Annotated in this window: 14 protein-coding genes and 1 pseudogene; 3 read left to right on the top strand and 12 right to left on the bottom strand. The window is 72.2% G+C overall.

The window, feature by feature from the left end; all coding sequences use genetic code 11:
* The first annotated feature begins 99 nt into the window (after window positions 1–99).
* Window positions 100–1,059: an NAD(P)-dependent alcohol dehydrogenase gene (locus tag JGS22_RS02580; RefSeq protein ID WP_211039424.1), complete on the top strand. Its 960-nt coding sequence runs from the start codon at window positions 100–102 to the stop codon at window positions 1,057–1,059.
* Window positions 1,060–1,146: 87 nt separating this feature from the next.
* Here the strand turns inward: JGS22_RS02580 and JGS22_RS02585 are convergent, their stop codons facing one another.
* The 4 genes from JGS22_RS02585 to JGS22_RS02600 all read right to left on the bottom strand — a co-directional run bounded on the left by JGS22_RS02585 (window position 1,147) and on the right by JGS22_RS02600 (window position 6,324).
* Complete coding sequence (locus JGS22_RS02585; protein ID WP_211039425.1) at window positions 1,147–2,619, bottom strand: FGGY family carbohydrate kinase; 1,473 nt, start codon at window positions 2,617–2,619, stop codon at window positions 1,147–1,149.
* A 133-nt stretch (window positions 2,620–2,752) separates the two neighbouring features.
* Complete coding sequence (locus tag JGS22_RS02590; protein ID WP_211039426.1) at window positions 2,753–3,343, bottom strand: dihydrofolate reductase family protein; 591 nt, start codon at window positions 3,341–3,343, stop codon at window positions 2,753–2,755.
* A gap of 142 nt (window positions 3,344–3,485) precedes the next feature.
* A complete protein-coding gene (locus tag JGS22_RS02595) occupies window positions 3,486–3,929 on the bottom strand; it encodes a YchJ family protein (protein ID WP_211039427.1) in 444 nt (147 codons plus the stop codon).
* A gap of 112 nt (window positions 3,930–4,041) precedes the next feature.
* Window positions 4,042–6,324, bottom strand: coding sequence for a glycosyltransferase family 4 protein (locus JGS22_RS02600; RefSeq protein WP_211039428.1), 2,283 nt, complete (start codon window positions 6,322–6,324; stop codon window positions 4,042–4,044).
* A 422-nt stretch (window positions 6,325–6,746) separates the two neighbouring features.
* Between JGS22_RS02600 and JGS22_RS02605 the strand changes: the two genes are divergently transcribed.
* Window positions 6,747–7,532, top strand: a complete 786-nt coding sequence (locus tag JGS22_RS02605) for a class I SAM-dependent DNA methyltransferase (protein ID WP_211039429.1) — start codon at window positions 6,747–6,749, stop codon at window positions 7,530–7,532.
* A 52-nt stretch (window positions 7,533–7,584) separates the two neighbouring features.
* Here the strand turns inward: JGS22_RS02605 and JGS22_RS02610 are convergent, their stop codons facing one another.
* Entirely contained in the window at window positions 7,585–8,475 is an 891-nt protein-coding gene (locus JGS22_RS02610) for a GntR family transcriptional regulator (RefSeq protein ID WP_211039430.1), read from the bottom strand.
* Between the two features lie 622 nt (window positions 8,476–9,097).
* On the opposite strand from JGS22_RS02610, the pseudogene JGS22_RS02615 reads away from it, so the two are divergent.
* A pseudogene (locus tag JGS22_RS02615) lies at window positions 9,098–9,904 on the top strand (glycoside hydrolase family 16 protein); the annotation flags it as partial.
* Between the two features lie 169 nt (window positions 9,905–10,073).
* Here the strand turns inward: JGS22_RS02615 and araA are convergent.
* The 7 genes from araA to chvE form a co-directional block, all read right to left on the bottom strand.
* Entirely contained in the window at window positions 10,074–11,567 is a 1,494-nt protein-coding gene (gene araA, locus JGS22_RS02620; RefSeq protein WP_211039432.1) for an L-arabinose isomerase, read from the bottom strand.
* 46 nt (window positions 11,568–11,613) lie between these two features.
* A complete protein-coding gene (locus JGS22_RS02625; protein ID WP_211039433.1) occupies window positions 11,614–12,279 on the bottom strand; it encodes an L-ribulose-5-phosphate 4-epimerase in 666 nt (221 codons plus the stop codon).
* Window positions 12,276–13,955, bottom strand: coding sequence for a ribulokinase (araB, locus tag JGS22_RS02630; protein ID WP_308405482.1), 1,680 nt, complete (start codon window positions 13,953–13,955; stop codon window positions 12,276–12,278). Before araB ends, JGS22_RS02625 begins: the two co-directional genes overlap by 4 nt.
* Window positions 13,956–14,430: 475 nt before the next feature.
* Window positions 14,431–15,417 carry a LacI family DNA-binding transcriptional regulator gene (locus JGS22_RS02635; protein ID WP_211039435.1) on the bottom strand — a complete coding sequence of 329 codons (987 nt, stop codon included), beginning with the start codon at window positions 15,415–15,417 and terminating at the stop codon, window positions 14,431–14,433.
* Between the two features lie 414 nt (window positions 15,418–15,831).
* A complete protein-coding gene (mmsB, locus tag JGS22_RS02640) occupies window positions 15,832–17,052 on the bottom strand; it encodes a multiple monosaccharide ABC transporter permease (protein ID WP_211039436.1) in 1,221 nt (406 codons plus the stop codon).
* A gap of 9 nt (window positions 17,053–17,061) precedes the next feature.
* On the bottom strand, window positions 17,062–18,597 hold the full coding sequence (mmsA, locus tag JGS22_RS02645) for a multiple monosaccharide ABC transporter ATP-binding protein (RefSeq protein WP_236073343.1): 1,536 nt from the start codon (window positions 18,595–18,597) through the stop codon (window positions 17,062–17,064).
* Between the two features lie 17 nt (window positions 18,598–18,614).
* Entirely contained in the window at window positions 18,615–19,727 is a 1,113-nt protein-coding gene (gene chvE / locus JGS22_RS02650) for a multiple monosaccharide ABC transporter substrate-binding protein (RefSeq protein ID WP_236072999.1), read from the bottom strand.
* Window positions 19,728–19,858: the final 131 nt, after the last annotated feature.

Consider the following 19,858-nt stretch of genomic DNA (forward strand, 5'->3'; position numbering starts at 1 on the left):
TCTCACTTTAACGGAAACCGGAAGGTCCCGTCCGTTTCCCTGGTTAACGTGGGGAAACAGGACCGCGGTACCCACCGCGCCGACTGACGGGACAGCGAAGTGAACGAGATGCAGGCAGCCCTCTACGACAGTTACGGACCGCCCGAGGTGCTGTACGTGGGCCGGGTTCCCGTCCCGGTGCCGAAGCCCGACGAGGTCCTGGTGCGGGTCCGTGCGGCAAGCGTCAACGGCGGCGATCTGCACGGCCGGGCGGGGCGCGTCCGCCTGGTCACCGGGCGCCGCTTCCCCCAGCGCACCGGCCTGGACTTCGTCGGAGAGGTCGCCTCGGTCGGTGCCGCGGCGGACGGGCCGCGGGAGGGCGAGCAGGTGTGGGGCGTGCTGCCGCGCGGACAGTTCGGCAGCGCGGCGGAGTACGTGGCCGTCGACGCGCGACGGATCGCCCCCGCTCCCGCCGGCGTCCCTGCCGTGCAGGCAGCCGCCCTGCCCGGAACCGCTACGACCGCGATCACCGCACTGCGCGACAAGGCGCAACTGCGGCCGGGCGAACGGCTGTTGGTGCGCGGCGCGAGCGGCGGGGTCGGCAGCGTCGCCGTCCAGCTCGGCAAGGCGCTCGGCGCACATGTCACCGGGCTGGCGGGGCCGAAGAGCCTCGACTTCGTCCGCGAACTGGGCGCGGACGAGGCCCTGAGCCACACCACGACCGACGCCGCCGCCCTGGACAGCTTCGACGTCGTCTTCGACACCGTCGGCACCAGCCACCCGGCCTACCGCGGACTGCTGGCCCCGGGCGGGCGGATGGTGGCCATCGCCTTCGACACCGAGCACGCCCTGTCCGGCCTCGGTTACATCCTGGCCTCCGCGGTCCACGGCCGCCGCCGGGTGCGGTTCTTCAGCGGCAATCCGCAGCGCGAACTCCTCGCCGAACTCGCCCGGTTCGTGGAGACCGGAACCATCCGCCCCGTCGTGGACACCGTCCGTCCGCTGGCCGAGATCGCCGACGCCCACCGCGCCCTGGAGGCGGGCGGCGTACGCGGGAAGCACGTGCTCGAGATCCCCTGAGCCGTCCGCAAACACAGGAGCCGAGCACCGGTGCCGGGCCGCGGCAGGCGGTGTGGTGGATGCGCCCGGGCCAGGCCGGACGCGCCGCTACGTCGCGGTCTGGCCGCTGGTCGCGGCGAAGGCGCCGGGATGGCGTTCGTCGCGCACCGCCGCGTACTGCTGATGCACCGCCTGGCCCACCGGGATGTCCTCGCCCGGATCGTGCACCTCACCGGCGGCGGCCGACCAGACCGGCGGGTCGTACGCGCCGAGGCGGCCGTCGTGGACACCGAGGGCCCAGGCGGCCTGCCGGGCTGCGCCGAGCGTGGTGTAGTCCGCCGCCTCGGGCACCACGACCCGGGCGCCGAAGAGCGCCGGTGCCAGCCGGGTGACCGCGGGGAGTCCGGCCGCCGAGCCGAGCAGGAAGACCCGCCGGACCTGGACCCCGCGCGCACGCAGGACGCCGAGCGCGTCCGCCAGCCCGCAGAGCATCCCCTCGAACGCCGCGCGCGCCAGATGCTCGGGCTTCATCGACTCCCGGCGCAGCCCGGCCAACGTACCGGCGGTGTGCGGGAGTTCGGGGGTGCGCTCGCCGTCCAGGTACGGCAGCAGCACGAGCCCGTGCGCGCCGGGGGTGGAGCGCAGGGCCAGCTCGGAGAGGCCGGGCAGGTCGACGCCGAGCAGCTCCGCGGCGCCCCGGAGCGCGCGTACGGCGTTCTGGGTGCGGACGACCGGCAGATGGCGGCCGGTGGCGTCGGCGAAGGAGGTGATGGTGCCGGTCGGGTCGGCCAGCGCGGAGTGGTGGATCGCCGAGACCGAGCCGGAGGCACCGAGCGAGACGACCGCGTCGCCGTCGCTGATGCCGAGCCCGAAGGCGGCGGCCATGGTCTCGCCCGTACCGGCCGAGATCAGCAGCCCCTCGGGGGTGCGCCCGGCGGCTTCCGCGGGGGCCAGCACCTCGGGCAGCCCGGCCTGGTGGCCGAGCGCCAGCTCGACCAGGTCTGGGCGCCAACTCCCGCTCGCCGCCGACCAGTAGCCGGTGCCGGAGGCGTCGCCGCGGTCGGTGGTGCGGCGGCCAGGGCGGCCGAGCAGCTGCCAGGTCAGCCAGTCGTGCGGCTGCGCCACGGCCGCGACGCGCTCCGCGGCGGCGGGCTCGGTACGAGCCAGCTGCCGCAGCTTGGTCACCGCGCGCCCGGCCTCCGGTACGCAGCCGACCGCCTGCGCCCAGGCGAACCGGCCGCCGAGCGCGTCGACCAGGTCGGTGGCCGCGCCCTGCTCGCGCGGGTCGTTGCCGACCAGCGCGGGGCAGACCGCGTTCCCGTGGTGGTCGAGCGGTACGACGCCCTGCTGCTGCGCGGAGACCCCGATGGCCTCCACGCCCTCCAGGAGCCCGCCGCCCGCGGCCTCGCCGAAGCCCAGCAGCCACGCCTGCGGATCGGCCCGTGTCGGTTTGCCGCCGTCCGGTGCGGGAGCGGTGTGGTGGGCCGCGTACCCCTCCCGGATGACGGCACCGGTGTCCGTGTCGCACACGACGATGCGGGTGCTGTCGAGCGAGCTGTCCAGTCCAGCGACGATCCCCATGGGTGGAGATGATGCCGTACGGCCCGATGTGGCGGGCCCCAGGGGCTCGCCGGCCTCCGTCCGACCCGGCCCGGCGACGGAACCGGGCGGGAGGCGGAACGGGGCCGGCGGCAGGCACGGCGGTGTATCCGGGTCAGTTGCGGTCGTAGGTGAGGAAGAGCGCCCCGCTCTCCAGAACCACGTGGTCCGTGAGCGTCCAGACACGGGGGTCGAAGGCGGCGTCGCGGCCGAAGAGGGGGATGCCGCTGCCGGTGGTCAGCGGGCCCAGCTTCACGATCAGCCGGTCGATCTCGGTGTACAGCGAGCCGGCGAGCTTCCCGCCGCCGATCAGCCAGATGTCCTTGCCCTCCTGCTGCTTGAGCTCGCGCAGAGTCGTCGCCGGGTCGCTGCGGAGCACCTCGACCGCCGGGTCGGGGCTCTCGGCCAGCGTCGTGGAGAACACCAGGTGCCGCAGGTGGGGGAAGGCGTCGGTGACGCCCGCGGCCAGACCGACCCCGTACGAGGCGCGCCCCTCCACGACGGTGTCGAAGTGCGTTCCCCCTGCCGTGACGCCCAGTGCCTGCCGAGCCGGTCCGGGCAGCGTCTCCGGGTACGTCTCGATCATGTGCCGCACGTAGTCCTCGGGGATCGGCCAGAAGCCGTCCGGACCGGTCGGGTCGGCCCCGTCGGGGCCCGCGACGAAACCGTCGAGCGTGGTGGCGACGTAGTAGACGAGTTTGCGCATGTGGCTCTCCGGGACGACGGATCGGGACAGTGCGCCCACATCATGCCCAACGCACAACCACCGGGCGCCGCGAGGGTGTTCACCGCGCGGCGTACGGGATGCGGCGTGTGCGTACGGGCGTACGGGCGTACGGGCGTACGGGCTAGGTTCCCGGCTCGACGTCACCGTCGACATAGACCCAGGCGCCCTGGTGACGTACGAAGCGGCTCTTCTCGTGCAGTTCGCCGGGACGGCCGTCCTCACTGAAGTACGCCCGGAACTCCACCGTGCCGCCGGTGCCGAACGGCCCGCCGTCGTCACTGGCCAGGATCTCCAGCCGCAGCCACCGCACGCCGTCCTCCAGTCGCAGCGTGCCCGGCCTGGTACGGGGGTGCCAACTGCGCAGCAGATACGCCTCGTCGCGCAGCACGAAGGCGCTGTAGCGCGAGCGCATCAGTTGCTCGGGCGTGCTCGCGGCGGCGGCACCGCTGTGCAGCGGGCCGCAGCACTCCGGGAGCCCCGCACCGCTGCCGCAGGGGCAGTGCGCGGGACGGAATCCGCGGGCGGAACGGGCGGAACGGGCGGAGGAACGGGGTCGGCCGGTCATGGGCCCATTGTCGCCGGGCGTACGCCCGTGCCGCCGGGCGGGCCCGGCCCCCGTACCGCCGCCGGCTCCGTACGTCCCGGCCGCCCGTACCGTCGAACCGGGCACGCGCTCCCTACGCCGCGGTCGGGTGCCCCGACTCACCGGTGGTGCGGGCCGACGGCCCCGCCGGCGCCGCGACGTCGAGGGTGCGGACGACGAGGGCCAGTTCGTTGCGCAGGGTGTAGTACGGGCGTATCCGGGCCGGGAATCGGGTGTCGCGGATACGGGCGGGAGGGATCACATCGGTCTCCTTGCGGTCGGCCGCGTCGCCGAGCACCCGACTGACCAGCACCGGCTCGGCCCCCGGCTCGGCGGTGAACTCCAGGTCCCAGAGCGTCCGTTCGCCGTCCCACTCCGCGAGCAGCGCACGCAGCGGCAGTGTGAAGACCAGCTCTCCGCCCGGGTGCGCGCTGCCGGACAGCCACTCGGTCGGGCAGTCGACCGCGGAGGCGTCGGAGTCCCGTGGCACCGCACGCACCCGGGGCCGGGCGGCGTCGCACGCCGCGCCGTACAGCCGCAGCACCACCGTCAGCGTCTCGCTGCCCGTTCCGCCCACCGAGCCGCCGCTCGCCTCGGCCACCCAGCCGCCGGTCGTACCGTCCGCCGGGCCGACGCCTGCTCCGCCGGCCGCCAGGTGCACCCGGTCGACCTCGGCGTGGGCGGGGCGCAGCCAGGTGCGCAGGGTGAGGTTGCCCTCGACCGTGCCGTACGGGATCCAGTGGCTCACGCCCTCCGCGTCGGACCGCAGCGGCAGGGCCAGCAGTTCGCCCTGCTCGACCACGCCCGCCTCGATCCGCAGCCGCCGCCCCTGCTTCTCGGCTCGGCCGGGCCGCTTCGCCGGAGCCAGATAGAGGTCCCAGCGGCCCTCGGCCAGCCGGTGGCCCCCGCGGTCGAGCACGACGTCCAGCCGTCCTTCGCGTGCCTCGGAACGCGGCGGCAGCGGCAGCCGCACCTCCTCGTGCCCGGAGTCCTTGCGTCTGTGCAGCAGCAGATCCCAGTGCCCGGAGGGCAGTCGGTCGGTGTCCAGGCCGAAGACCGGCGAACCGTCCGGCGCGACCACGCAGTCGACGACCGGCGTCCGCTCCTCGCGCGGCGCCCGGCGGGCGCGCGGGACCGCGGCGGGCAGCCCGCGCCGGAACGCCTCCCGCACCCGTCGCACCGCCCCGCCTCCGTCCGCGGACTGCTGCGGCACGGCGGCCCGCGGGGCGCCGAGTTCCTCGAAGAGGTCCAGATAGCGCCGGCCCACCAGCTCCGGTACGTAGCGCGCGGCCTTCTGCCTCGCCCTGGCACTCATCACCTCGCGACGCTCCTGGCTGCCCATGAGAATCCACAGCGCGTCGGCGAGCGCGTCGGCACCACCGGAGAGGGGGACGAGCAGCCCGTCGGCGCCGGAGCTGATGATCTCCCCGGGGCCGTACGGGCAGTCGGTCGCGACGACCGGCAGGCCGCAGTGCATCGCCTCCACGATGGTCATCCCGAACGCCTCGTTGTCCGAACTGACCGCCGCCAGCTCGCCCTTGGCCCACTCGGTCTCGATCGGGGACACCGCGCCCATCAGCCGTACCCGGTCGTAGAGCCCGAGCCGGTCGATCTGGCGGCGCAGCGCCCCGGCCTGCTTGCCGCGGCCGTAGATGCGCAGCGACCAGTCCGGGTAGTCGGGGGCGACCTTGGCGAAGGCGTCGATCAGCCGGTCGTACCGCTTGACCTTGGCCAGGCGCCCGGCGGCGACGACGGTACGGGTGTTGCCGGTGACGCGGTGCACCCGCGGTCGCGGCACGGCGTTGGGGATGCAGGTGATGCGGGTGGCCGTGTCCGGGAGGGCGGCGCGGTAGTGGGCGGCGTCCGCCTCGGAGACCGTGACGAAGGCGTCGAGTTCGGCGAGCGCGCGGTTCTGGTCGGCGCGCTGCTGCTCGTTGTGCATCTCCAGCGTGAGGTGCTCCTGGCCGACGCGCAGATAGCGGGGCTCCCCGTAGCGGGCGAGGTAGCCGTTGAGGAGCGGGCGGGTGGCGATGACGACGTCGGCGTCGGTGCGGCGCAGATGGGACTCGACGCGTTCGTCGGTCAGCCGGGAGGGCGCGAGCGGGCCGAAGGCGACCCCGGAGTCCTGCCACATGCTGCTGGGGCGCTGCGCGGCGAGCGTACGGCGCGCGCAGCCGGGCTCTCCGCGGCGCCACTCGATGAGCGGGCGCACGGTGACGCCGGGGCCGAGCGCGAGTGCGGGTTCGGCCGCGGTGCGGTAGACGGACGCGATCTCGACGGTGTGCCCGGCCGCGGCCAGCGCGGCGCTGAGGTTCACCGTCGAGCGGATGGTGCCGCCTATGCCGTAGAGGTTGTAAATCAGAAAGGAAATCTTCACAGCAGTCCCCCATGCGCACGCCAACCACCGCTGGGGGAAGGCGAGTTCGGGGCCGGGGCGCTCCACCTCGGCCGGTGCGTTTCGCACTGGACTAGAGCCCGCGGGAGCCCGGAGGTTGCCGGAGGACGCCGAGGGGCGACGCAGTTCACACCTCCGGTCAAAAGCTGATAAAGACCACTCCCCAGTCGACTCAAATCGGGAACCGAAGACGCCCGAAAAGCATCCGCGGACCCCGATTACCCCTTTTGGCTCATGGTGGGTTCGCTGTTCGACAGTCGCAACCCGGGCCCGAGCAGAGCATCGAGAGCCGCACCCGCGCAGGTCACGCCGACGCCGGGGGCCGTACGAAGCAGGGCGCACCGGGCGACGAAGCCGGATAAATCCTTCGCCTGCGCGCCCGGCAGCGTGCAGAGTCCGCGTTCGTGACGAGCAGCGAGCTGTGGAGCCGAAGGACCGCCGAACGCTACGACGCCGAGGAACGTGCCAACTCCTCCGCCGAGGCACTCGGGCCGATGCTCGACCTCCTGGCGGAGCTGGCCGGCGACGGCCGGGCGCTGGAGTTCGCCATCGGCACCGGAAAAGTGGGGTGCCCGCTGCGCGAGCGCGGCACACCGGTGTCCGGCATCGAGCTCTCCCCGCACATGGTCGCGGTGCTGCGGCGCAGGATCGGCGAGGACCGACTCCCGGTCGTCGTCGGGGACATGGCCACCACCGTGGTCCCCGGCGAGTTCTCACTGGTCCATCTCGTCTACAACACGATCTCCAACCTGCTCACCCAGGACGAGCAGGTCGAGTGCTTCCGCAACGCGGCCCGGCACCTGGCGCCCGGCGGCCGGTTCGTCGTCGAGCTGGGCGTACCGCCGCTGCGGTCCCTGCCGCCCGGCCAGGACGCGGCGCCCTTCGACGTCTCCGAGCGGCATCTGGGCTTCGACACCTTCGACCTGGTCGCGCAGCTCCTCGTCTCGCACCACTTCACCCGCACCGACGACCCGGAGACCGGCGACGCGGGGGCCGACGAACCGGGGGCCGACGACAGCGCCCGTTTCCGGCGGGGCACTTCGCAGCACCGGTACGCCTGGCCCGCGGAGCTCGACCTGATGGCACGCATCGCCGGGCTGGAGCTGGAGCGGCGCACGGGCGACTGGCACGGGGCGCCGTTCACCGGGGACTCCCCGAAGCACGCATCGGTGTGGCGCAGGCCCGCCTGAGCCGGACCGCTGCCCACGCACGACGGAACGGAACAGGACGGGACGGGACGGGTCAGCCCCGGAGCCGCCCCTCGCGGTTCTGCACCACGCCCCGCGCCGAGTAGCTGACCGGCGCCCCCGTCGACAGGTCGCCCGGCGGGATGCCGGGATGGTGCTCCACCGGCGCGGGCGCGACGTCCGGCAGGGGCGGGGCGCCCGGCGAGGACCCCTCCGGGGGCTCCAGGGAGAGGCGGGAGACGATCCGGTAGCGGTCGCCGCGGTAGAGCGCGTGCACGTACTCGACCGGACGGTCGTCGGTGTCCGTGGTCAGACGCTCGAAGAGCAGCGCGGGCGAGAGCTCCGGGACGTCCAGCAGCCGGGCCTCCTCGGGGGTGGCCACGGTCGGCTCGATCGACTGCACCGCCTCCCGGACGCGGACACCGTGCCGGGTGCGCAGCTGCTCGTGCAGATGCCCCCGCTCCAGCTCGGCCGCGGTCAGCCCGGGAACGCGCTCCAGCGGCAGATGCAGATACTCCAGAGCCATCGGCACCTCGTCGACCAGCCGAAGCCTGACCGCATACCGCACCCGCCCGGCGGGCGACATCCGCAGTCGGCGACCCACCCGTGCGCCGGCGGGCACCGAGGCGAACTCCAGCAGTCGGCTGCTCCACACCCCGGCGGCCCTGGGCAGGCTGAACGCGCCCTGTTCCGGGGCGAGTTCCTGGACGATCTTCTCGGCGGCGACGAACATGCCGCGTCCGTGCTCACGCACCAGCAGCCCTTCGCGCACCAGCTCGTCCACGGCCGCACGCAGGGTGGGGCGGGAGACGCCGAGATCGGCGCAGAGGGTTCGCTCGGAGGGGATGGCATCGCCGGGGCGGCGCGTCTCCAGGAGTTCGAGGATCGCCTGGCGAACTCGTTCGCGTTTGAGCACCGCACCCGAGGCGGCGGGGTCGATCGTCATCCGGCACTCTCTTCGGTCGACGACAACGAGCCGTCGGCGGTCGGCAGTTCGGCAAGGGACGTCGGCAACGGGCCGTTCGGGGCTGGCAGTTCGGCAACAGGCAGACGCAGGCGGCCGGTTCGGCACCCGTCACCAGTCAGTCGGCAGTCGGCACCCGTCACCAGTCACCCGCCACCAGCCAGTCGGCAGCCAGCCGGAGCGGCGGCGACCGCCGGGTTGACCGGGTGACCAGTATCCACCCACTGGTCAACCCCGCGCCGAGAGCGCCCTCATCCCCAACTACCGGGCGTGCACGGGTACTTGACGCCCTTAATGGTCCATGCCAATGTCGAGCCCGCGCCCAACTGGTAAGCCGCTCTCTCCTCACTGGTCAAGTCTGCCGCGGCGCACCCCCGGACGAACCGCCGTGCCCGGCCCGGACCTGCTCGCCGCTTCCTCGCGGGCGCCCACCGCCGTTCCCCCTCCCCCCACTCGAAGGGACCGCACGATGCGCACCCACTCCCGCCACCTGCGTACGACGCTGGCCTGCGCCGCGCTGCTCGGCGGCGCCGCCGCGCTGGCCACCCTGCCCGCCTCCGCGTCCACCACCGCACCGGAGGCGAAGGAGGTGCAACCCCGCGCGGGCGAGGCGCTGTTCGACGACTTCTCCTACAGCTCCCACACCGACCCGGCTCTCGGCTCCAACGGCTGGCACGTCCGCTCCTCGCCGGGTGGCCCCGGAGTGCCGGGCGCCACCTGGGACCCCTCGAAGGTCACCTTCCACAACGACGGCGGCGACTCCGTGATGAACCTGGAGACCTCCACCTCCGGCACGGGCGCGAGCACCACGCACACCGAGATCCTCACCAAGAGCACGAAGTTCAAGAACGGCACGTACGCGGCCCGGGTGAAGTTCGCCGACGAGCCCAAGCACGGCCCGGACGGCGACCGCCTCGTCCAGGCGTTCTTCACCATCAACGACCTCAAGGCGCCGATGGCCAAGGACTACTCGGAGTACGACTTCGAGTACCTGCCCAACGGAGGGTGGGGCGAGAGCGACCACACCCTCTTCGTCACCTCCTGGGACACCTACAACCCGGAGCCCTGGGAAGTCGTGAACGAGCACACGGCCGACCGCTCGGGGCACGCCGGCTGGCGCGATCTGGTCGTCACCGTCGACGACCGCGAGATCACCTACTACGTCGACGGACAGCACTTCGGCACCCACGGCGCCGAGTACCTGCCCGAACGCCCCATGTCGATCAACTTCAACCAGTGGCTGATCGATCTGGAGGCCCTGACCTCCAGCGAACCCCGCGCCTACGACCAGCAGGTCGACTACGTCCTGCACGTCAAGGACCAGGTCCTCAGCCCGGCCGAGGTGGCCGACCGGGTCGCCGGCTACCGCGCTTCCGGCACGCCGTTCGTCGACGAGATTCCCGAGCCCTGACCGCTGCCGGGCCTCGCGGCCCGGCCGTCGCTGCCGCACCCTCGCGTGCCGGGCGTCGAACCGTCACCCGGCACGGCCGCGGTGGGAGCGGACCCGATCCGTCCGCTCCCACCGCCGTACGGGGCCGGCGGCGCCGGGCCCGCCGCACGCGGGACCGGCGCCGCCGGGGTCAGCCCAGCCCCTGCGCCAGGCGGTGGTACGCCTGGCTCCAGCGGAGCCGGTCGTCGAACTCCTCGGTGCGGGTGTCCCCGTCGATCAGCACGAACTCGGTGCCGGTGATCCGGGCGAAGTCCCGCAGCACCTCCGCACCGGCCGTGGTGAGCACCGTGTGGTGCGGCCCTCCCGCGATCAGCCAGCACTCCGCGGAGACCGGCAGCGAGGGGCGGGGCTCCCACAACGCGCGGGCCACCGGCAGTCGAGGCAGCGGCTCGTCCGGGGCGACCACGTCGATCTCGTTGGCCACCAGTCGGAAGCGGTCGCCGAGGTCGACCAGACCGACGACGACGGCGGGCCCGGGCTGGGAGTCGAAGACCAGCCGCACCGGGTCCTCGCGGTCGCCGATGGAGAGCGGATGGATCTCGCAGGAGGGCCGGCCGGCCGCGATGGTCGGGCACACCTCCAGCATGTGCGCCCCGAGCACCTTCGGCCGTCCGGGGCCGAAGTGGTAGGTGTAGTCCTCCATGAAGGAGGCCTGCGGGCCCATCGCCTTGGCGCCGGCGAGCAGCGCCGCGGTCTTCCAGTCGCCCTCGCCGCCGAAGCCGTAGCCGTCGGCCATCAGCCGCTGGACCGCCATGCCCGGCAGCTGCCGGAGCCCGCCCAGATCCTGGAAGTTGGTGGTGAAGGCGCCGAAGCCGCCGCGCTCCAGGAATTCGCGCAGTCCGGCCTCGATGCGTGCGGAGTAGCGCAGCGACTCGTGCCGCGCGCCGCCCGGGGTGAGCTCCGGCGCGAGCCGGTACTCCTGCGCGTACCGGTCGACGAGGTCGTCCACCGCGGGGTCGGGGACCGCGTCCACCAGCTCGGCCAGCTCGGTCACCCCGTAGGTGTTCACGCTGACGCCGAAGCGCAGTTCGGCCTCGACCTTGTCGCCCTCGGTCACGGCGACGTCCCGCATGTTGTCACCGAAGCGGGCCACCCGCAGCGTGCTCATCCGCCGGTGGCCCATCGCCGCCCGCGCCCACTCGCCGACCCGCCTGGTCACCCTGGGGTCCGAGGCGTGGCCGGCCACCGTCTTGCGGGCGACGCCGATCCGGGTCTGGACGTAGCCGAACTCCCGGTCGCCGTGGGCGGCCTGGTTGAGGTTCATGAAGTCCATGTCGATGGTCGACCAGGGCAGCGCGCGGTTGAGCTGGGTGTGCAGATGGAGCAGGGGCTTGCGCAGCGCGTCCAGACCGGTGATCCACATCTTGGCCGGCGAGAAGGTGTGCATCCAGGCGATCACGCCGACGCAGGAGGGGTCGGTGTTGGCCTCCTCCAGCCGACGCCTGATGGCGGCGGAGTCGGTAAGCACCGGCTTCCAGACGATCTCGGGCACGATGCTCGCCGAGGCGTCCAACTCCCGCCGGATCTCCCGGGACTGGTCGGCGACCACCGCCAACGCCTCGGGTCCGTACAGATGCTGACTGCCCGTCAGAAACCAGATCTGCGGCGCGTCCTCGCGTGTCATCCCTCTGCCCCTCGTACTCGTGGCCACCGGCTGCGGACGTTGCCGCTCACTGGCCGTAGACGTTCTGGTAGCGCTCGTGCAGGCGGTCGACCGACGCGCGGTCGATGGGCTCGGGGGTACCGAGCTGGTACGCGAAGTGGACGGTCTTCGCCACGTCCTCCAACATCACGGCCGCCTTGACCGCGGCCCGCGCGTCCTTCCCGACGGTGAACGGGCCGTGGCTGCGCATCAGCACCGCGGAGGAACGGTTCTCCCGCAGCGTCTCGACGATGCCGCGGCCGATCGAGTCGTCGCCGATCATCGCGAAGGGACCGACCGGGATGTCGCCGCCGAACTCGTCGGCGATCATCGTCAGCACACAGGGGATCGGCTCTCCGCGCGCCGCCCAGGCGGTCGCGTACGAGGAGTGGGTGTGCACCACTCCCCCGACCTCGGGCATGTGCCGGTAGACGTAGGCGTGGGCTGCGGTGTCCGAGGAGGGCGCGAAGTCGCCCTCCACCAGCTCGCCGTGGAGATCGGTGACGACCATCGACTCGGGGCCCAGGTCGTCGTAGGAGACGCCGGAGGGCTTGATCACCATCAGGTCCGCGCCCGGCACCCGCGCCGAGACGTTCCCGGCGGTCCAGGTCACCAGGTCGTACCTGGTCAGTTCGGTGTGCAGGTCCGCCACGGTCTGCCGCAGCGCCCGCACGGCCGCCTCGTGCTCCCTCATCCGTTCTCTCCCGCCTCGACGGCGTCGCGCCGCAGCGCGCGCAGGGTGTGCATGACGTCGTTGCCCCGACGACCGAAGTGGTCGTGCAGCGCGAGGTATTCGGCGAAGAGCCGGTCGTAGGCGCGGGCCGCGGCCGGATCGGGCATGTACACCGCCCGATGCACCGAACCCATCGCCTCCGCCGCCGCCCTGATGTCCCGGTGGGCGCCGGCCGCCACCGCCGCGTGCATCGCGGCGCCCAGGCTCGGCCCCTGGCTCGATCCGATGATCGACAGCGGCAGGTCGAGCACATCGGCGTAGATCTGCATCAGAACCGGGTTGCGCACCAGTCCGCCCGCGACGATGAACTCGGTGACCGGCACCCCTGACGCGTTGAAGTTCTCCACGATGACGCGTGCGCCGAACGCGGTGGATTCCAGCAGCGCCCGGTAGACGTCCTCCGCGCGGGTCGCCAGGGTCTGACCGATCACCAGCCCGGAGAGCTCGTGGTCGACGAGGACCGAGCGGTTTCCGCTGTGCCAGTCCAGGGCGATCAGCCCGTGCTCGCCGACCCGCTGGCCGGCGGCCAGCTCGGAGAGCAACTCGTGCACGGAGACTTCCCGTTCGCGCGCCTGCTCGTGGTAGCGCGGCGGAACCTGGTTCTCCACGTACCAGGCGAAGATGTCGCCGACGCCGCTCTGGCCGGCCTCGTAGCCGTGCAGACCGGGCACGATGCCCCCGTCGACGACCCCGCACATGCCCGGAACCTCGCGCAGCACGTCGCTGCTCATCACATGGCAGGTCGAGGTGCCCATGATCGCCACCATCTGCCCCGGCTCGACCGCTCCGGCGGCGGGCGCGGTGACATGCGCGTCCACGTTGCCGACCGCCACCGCGATCCCCTCGGGGAGCCCGGTCAGCGCCGCGGCCCCGGCGGTGAGCGAACCGGCCCGGCCGCCCAGCTCGCCGATCGGCTGGTCGAGCCTGCTGGTGACGAAGTCCGCGAAAGCCGGGTTGAGTTCGGCGAGGAACTCCGCCGAGGGGTACGCGCCGTCCTGGTAGATGCCCTTGTAGCCGGCGCTGCACGCGTTGCGGACATAGGAGCCGGTGAGCTGCCAGACGATCCAGTCGGCGGCCTCCACCCATCGCTCCAGCGCCGCGTACACCTCGGGCGCCTCCTCCAGGATCTGGAGCGCCTTGGCGAACTCCCACTCCGAGGAGATCAGCCCGCCGTAGCGCGGCAGCCACTTCTCCCCGCGCCGCGCGGCGAGTTCGTTGATCCGGTCGGCCTGCGGCTGGGCGGCGTGGTGCCGCCACAGCTTGGCGTACGCGTGCGGATGCTCCCGGAAGGCGGGCAGTTCGCACAGCGGGGTGCCGTCGGCGGTGGCCGGGACCATGGTGCAGGCGGTGAAGTCGGTGCCGACACCGATCACCCGCCGCGGATCGACGCCCGCGTCCGCCAGGGCCGCGGGTATCGCGTTGCCCAGCACGTCGACGTAGTCGGCAGGCACCTGGAGCGCCCAGTCCGGCGGCAACGGCGCGCCCGAGCCGGGCAGTTGCCGGTCGACCACCGCGTGCGGGTACTCGTGCACGGCGCTGCCCAGCTCGACACCGTCCCGCACCCGCACCACCACGGCACGGCCGGACAGGGTGCCGAAGTCGACACCGACCACCAGCGGGTCTGTTTCGTCGGCCACGGGAGCCCACCTCACTCAGTACGGGCCCCGGCTCCGGGAAGCACCGGTCGGGGCGTCGGTCGTCGGTCGCGGTCGGGAACGCGGGTTGGCGGCGGTCGGGGCCGGCTGCCCGGGGGGTGGGAAGTGCCGCGGTACGGGCGAACCGGCCGGTGCGGACGAGCTGCCGCCCCAGCAGTGTTATCGCTAACAACAACGACGTCAAGAAGTCGCAAAGCATTCGACGAAAACATGACCCACGCAGCGAGTTCCGCAAGTGTGAGCGCACACAGCAGTGCCGTCACCCCGGATCGCAGGAGGCACGCAGGAAGACCGCGGGCACTCGCCGCGGAGTGGCCACAGAGGCGGCACGGGGCCGGCCCGGGACTCCGCGAGGGCTCCTGCGGGACGCTTCAGCGAGGGATCGCACCGGCGCTCCCGAGGGCTCCCCGGACGGGCCCCGTGTGCAGAGCCGGCCCCGCGGGGCCGTCGTGAGCAGTCAGCCCGGCGGAGCGGCCACGCTGGAGCGTGCGACCAACTCCGGGGTGAGTACGCGGTGTTCGCTGCCCGAGCCGGTGCCGTTGATCCGAGGAAGCAGCAGCTCCAGGGTGTCCGTCGCCGCCGCGTCGAAGTCCGGCCGCACGGTGGTAAGCGGCGGCGTGAAGTAGGCGGCCTCCGGCACGTCGTCGAAGCCGACGATGCTCACCTCGTCCGGCACTCGGCGGCCCCGTTCGGTCATCGCCCGCAGAATGCCCAGCGCCAGATGGTCGTTGGCCGCGAACACGGCGGTCACCTCGGGCATCCTCGCCAGCATCTGTCCCGCCCGGTACCCGGAGGCGGCGCTCCAGTCCGCCGCGCTGACCGGCGGCACCTCGGCGCCCGCGGTCTCCAACGCGTGCCGCCAGCCGTGCACCCGGCCCGCCGCGTCGAACCAGTCGGCCGGGCCCGAGACGTGCCACACGGTCTCGTGGCCGGCGTCCAGCAGATGCCGGGTCGCGGCGGCGGCACCCGCCTCCTGGTCCACGGTCACCAGCGCGCCGCCCCGCTCGGGGTCGCCGTCCACGGCGACCAGCGGGATGTCGGCAGGCACCTCGGCCAGCGCCTCGTCGGCGGCGGCCGTGGGCGCGATCACCACGATGCCGGCGACCCGCTGGTCGCGGTGGTGCTCGACCGCCGCCGTGATCGACGCCCGGTCCAGATGCCGTACGCGCCGTACGCTCACCACGAACCCGGCGGCGGAAGCGGCCAGTTCGAAGGCGGCGAGCAGCGAGGAGGGCCCGTACAGGGTGGAGTTCTGCGCGACCACGCCGATGATCTGGGAGCGGCCCGTGACCAGTGCGCGCGCGGCCCGGTTGGGACGGTAGCCCAGCTCCTCGATGGCCGCGCGCACCCGCAGCCGGGTCTGCTCCCGCACGTTCGGGTGCCCGTTGAGGACCCGGGAGACGGTCTGGTGCGAGACGCCCGCCAGTCGTGCGACGTCGGTCATCGCGGGCTCACGTGCCGCGCGCACCGCCGATGAGGTGTTCTCCACCGAATTCCCCCTGTCTTGCCCACCGACCGCCGCCGGTCCCGAGCGGACCCGCGGCCCGAGCGTCGGCCCGAACGCCGACCAGAGTACGCAGCCGGCGCACCGCCGTTCCGCATCACCGCGGCCACCCCGCCGCCCGGGCGCGGGCGACGCCGCTGCTTCTCGCCCCGCCGGCGCCGCTCCGTTCGCGGGCGCCCGACGGGCGAGGGCGGGCCGCGACGGCACCGCGGTCCGCCCGTGCCCGGCAGCCCCGCGACACCGGTCCCGCCGGCCGCGCGCCCGGGCCCGACCGGGTCCGCGTCCCCGACTCCGCTGCGCGGAGCGGCTGTTGGACTGCGCACCGGTGGCCGGGGACGCTGCTGCCGGGCAGGCTCAGGAACCGGCCCTGCGTTTGTTCCAGACGTCGAAGCCGACGGCGGCGAGCAGGACGAGTCCCTTGATCACCTGCTGGTAGTCGGTGCCGATGCCCACCAGCGACATGCCGTTGTTGAGGACGCCGAGGACGAGCCCGCCGATCACCGCGCCCATCACCTTGCCGACGCCACCGCTCATCGAGGCGCCGCCGATGAACGCCGCCGCGATCGCCTCCAGTTCGAACATCAGGCCCGCCTGCGGGGTGGCTGCGTCCAGCCGCGCCGCGTAGACGCAGCCGGCGAGCGCCGCGAGCGTGCCCATGTTGACGAAGACCAGGAAGGTGACGCGCTTGTCCTTGACCCCGGAGAGCTTGGCCGCCGCCTTGTTGCCGCCGAGCGCGTACACATGGCGGCCCGTCACGGTGTTGCGCATGACGAAGCCGAGGCCGATGAGCAGTGCGCAGAGGATCAGCAGCACCACGGGCACACCGCGGTAGCTGGCCAGCGTCAGCGTCACCGCGACGACCGCGGCCACGATCGCCACGCACTTGACCACCCAGATGTTGAACGGCAACGGCTCCAGCTCGTACGCCAGTTGGCTGCGCCGGTCCCGCCACTGCTGGACCAGTACGACGACGATCACCAGTGCGCCGAGCAGCAGCGTCGGGTTGTGGTACTGGGTGTACGGCCCCATCTCGGGGATGAAGCCCTGCGCCATCTGCTGGAACCCGTGCGGGAACGGCCCGACGGACTCACCCTCCAGCACGATCTGGGTCGCTCCCCTGAAGAGCAGCATGCCGGCGAGCGTCACGATGAAGGACGGGATGCCGACGTAGGCGATCCAGAAGCCGTGCCAGGCTCCCGCCAGCGCCCCGATCACCAGTGACACCACCAGCGCCGCCACCCAGGGCATGTCGTGTTTGACCATCATCACCGCCGACAGCGCGCCCACGAAGGCGGCGACCGAGCCGACCGAGAGGTCGATGTGGCCGGCGATGATGACGATCATCATGCCCATCGCCAGGATGAGGATGTAGCTGTTCTGCTGGATCAGGTTGGAGACGTTGTTGGGCAGCAGCAGGGTGCCGCCGGTCCATATCTGAAAGAGGACGACGATCAGTCCGAGGGCGACGAGCATGCCGTACTGGCGCATGTTGTCGCGCACGGCGTCCCTGAGGACGTCGACGACGGACCGGGACCGCCCCGGGCTTGTGGGAGGCGTGCGGGTCTCGTTGGTCATGGGGGTCTCTCAGTTCCTGTCCATGGTCATGTGCCGCATGAGCACTTCCTGCGTCGCCTCGGCGCGGTCGATCTCACCGGTGAGCCGCCCGGCGGCCATGGTGTAGATCCGGTCGCACATGCCCAGCAGTTCGGGCAGTTCGGAGGAGATGAAGAGCACGGCCTTGCCCTCGGCGGCCAGTTGCTCGATCACGCTGTAGATCTCGAACTTGGCGCCGACGTCGATCCCCCGGGTGGGCTCGTCGAGGATGAGCACCTCGGGCCCGGTGTGGATCCACTTGCTCAGCACGACCTTCTGCTGGTTGCCCCCGCTCAGACGCTGCACCTGCTCGAAGACGTCGGGCGTCTTGATGTTCATCGACTTCCGGTACCCCTCGGCGATCTGCCGCTCGCGGTGCTCGTCCACCACGCCCCGGGCTGCGAGGGAGGGGAGAGAGGTGAGGGAGATGTTGCGGTTGACGCTGTCGATGAGGTTGAGGCCGTAGGTCTTGCGGTCCTCGGTGACGTACGCGATGCCGTGGCCGATCGCCTCCGGCACCGAACGGGTGCGCACCTCGCGGCCGTTGACCGCCACGCTGCCGCCGTCGTACACGCCGTAGCTGCGGCCGAAGACGCTCATCGCCAGCTCGGTGCGGCCGGCGCCCATCAGCCCGGCGACTCCCACGATCTCGCCCCTGCGGACCTCCAGGGAGACGTCGTCGACGACCTTGCGCTGGTGGTCGAGCGGGTGGCGCACGGTCCACCCGGACACCTCCAGCGCGACCTCGCCGGCGTCCGCGCCGGTGTAGGGGGTGCGCTCGGGGAAGCGGTGCTCCAGATCGCGGCCCACCATGCCGCGGATGATGCGGTCCTCGGCGATCTGCGGCTCCGCGTCGGGTGTCTCGCGCACCGGGAGCGTCTCGACGCTCCGCCCGTCGCGCAGGATGGTCACCCGGTCGGCGATGCGACGGATCTCGTTCAGCTTGTGCGAGATGACGATGCAGGCGATGCCCTGGGCGCGCAGCTCCAGGATGAGCCGGAGCAGGTGCTCGCTGTCCTCGTCGTTGAGCGCGGCGGTCGGCTCGTCGAGGATCAGCAGCTTGACCTCCTTCGACAACGCCTTGGCGATCTCCACGAGTTGCTGCTTGCCCACCCCGATGTCGGAGACCCGGGTCTGGGGCAGGTCGGGCAGTCCGACGCGGCGCAGCAGCCGGGTGGCGTCGCGCAGCGTCGCCCGCCAGTCGATGACTCCGCGCCGCGCCTGCTCGTTGCCGAGGAAGATGTTCTCCGCGAGCGAGAGATGCGGGATGAGCGCGAGCTCCTGGTGGATGATGACGACGCCGCGCCGCTCGCTGGCGTTGATGTCGCGGAAGGCCACCGGCTCGCCGTCGAGCAGGATCTCGCCCTCGTAGGAGCCGTGCGGATGGACCCCGCTCAACACCTTCATCAGCGTCGACTTGCCCGCGCCGTTCTCGCCGCACAGCGCGTGGATCTCCCCGGCGCCGACCTCCAGGTCCACCCCGGCCAGCGCCTTGACGCCGGGGAAGGACTTGGTGATCTTGCGCATTTCGAGTACGGGCCGGCTCACGAGATCTGACCCTTCTTGTAAAACCCCTCCTCGACGAGGAGCTCCACATTGGACTTGTCGACGCTGACCGGGTCGAGCAGGATCGCCGGCACGACCTTCTCGCCGTTGTCGTAGTCCTTGGTGTTGTTGTACTTCGGCTTCTTGTCGTTCAGCAGCGCGTCGCCGACCTGGACGGCCTGTTCGGCGAGCTTGCGGGTGTCCTTGAAGACCGTCTGCGTCTGGCCGCCGGCGACGATCGACTTGACCGAGGCCAGCTCAGCGTCCTGACCGGTCACCACCGGGTACGGCCGGGACTTCGTGCCGTAACCCGCGCCCTTGAGCGCCGAGATGACACCGATGGACATGCCGTCGTACGGGGAGAGCACCGCGTCGATCTCGCTGCTGCCGTAGTGCCGGCTGAGGATGTCGTCCATCCGCTTCTGGGCGGCGCCGCCGTCCCAACGCAGCGTGGTGGCCTGGTTCATCTTCGTCTGGCCGCTGCGCACGGTCAGTTGCTTCTTCTTGAACCAGGGCTCCAGCACGTCCATCGCGCCGGACCAGAAGTAGCGCGTGTTGTTGTCGTCGGGCGAACCGGCGAACAGCTCCAGGTTGCCCTTCCTGCCGGCGCCGTTCTCCAGTTCGAGGGCGTCGACGACGTACTGGGCCTGCAGGGCGCCCACCCGTTCGTTGTCGAAGGAGACGTAGCCGTCGATGTTCGGGGTGCCCATGATCAGGCGGTCGTAGGCGATGACCCTGGTGCCGGCGTCGTGCGCGCGGTCCAGCACGTCGTTGAGCGCGGAGCCGTCGATCGCGGCGATCACCAGCAGCTGGTGGCCCTTGGTGATCATGTTCTCGATCTGGGCGACCTGGTTCTCCACCTTGTTGTCGCCGTACTGCAGGTCCGTCTTGTAGCCGGCCTCCTCGAACTGCTCGGCCATGTTCCGGCCGTCGGTGATCCACCGCTGCGAGGACTTCGTGGGCATCGCCAGACCGACCGTCGACCCCTTCCCCGCGTCGGGCTTGTAGCGGCTCCCGCCCCTGGCCTCCTGGCCACACGCGGTGAGCGTCCCGACCAGCACCGCGGCGACCGCCGCCGCGGTGAGTGGGAGGGTGCGCATCCGGGTACGCATGCGGGTCAACTCCTTTCGAAGGGGCTGCGCCGTCACGGGCCCGACTCCCGGCCGCCGTGGGGCGGGGTCGTCGGTGGCGCCCCGACTGCTCCGGGCGTCCGCCGCGCGCAGGGTCCCGCGTACGGCGCGAA

Origin of the sequence: Streptomyces tardus, assembly GCF_018101125.2 — a bacterium.
Classification (GTDB): domain Bacteria; phylum Actinomycetota; class Actinomycetes; order Streptomycetales; family Streptomycetaceae; genus Streptomyces; species Streptomyces tardus.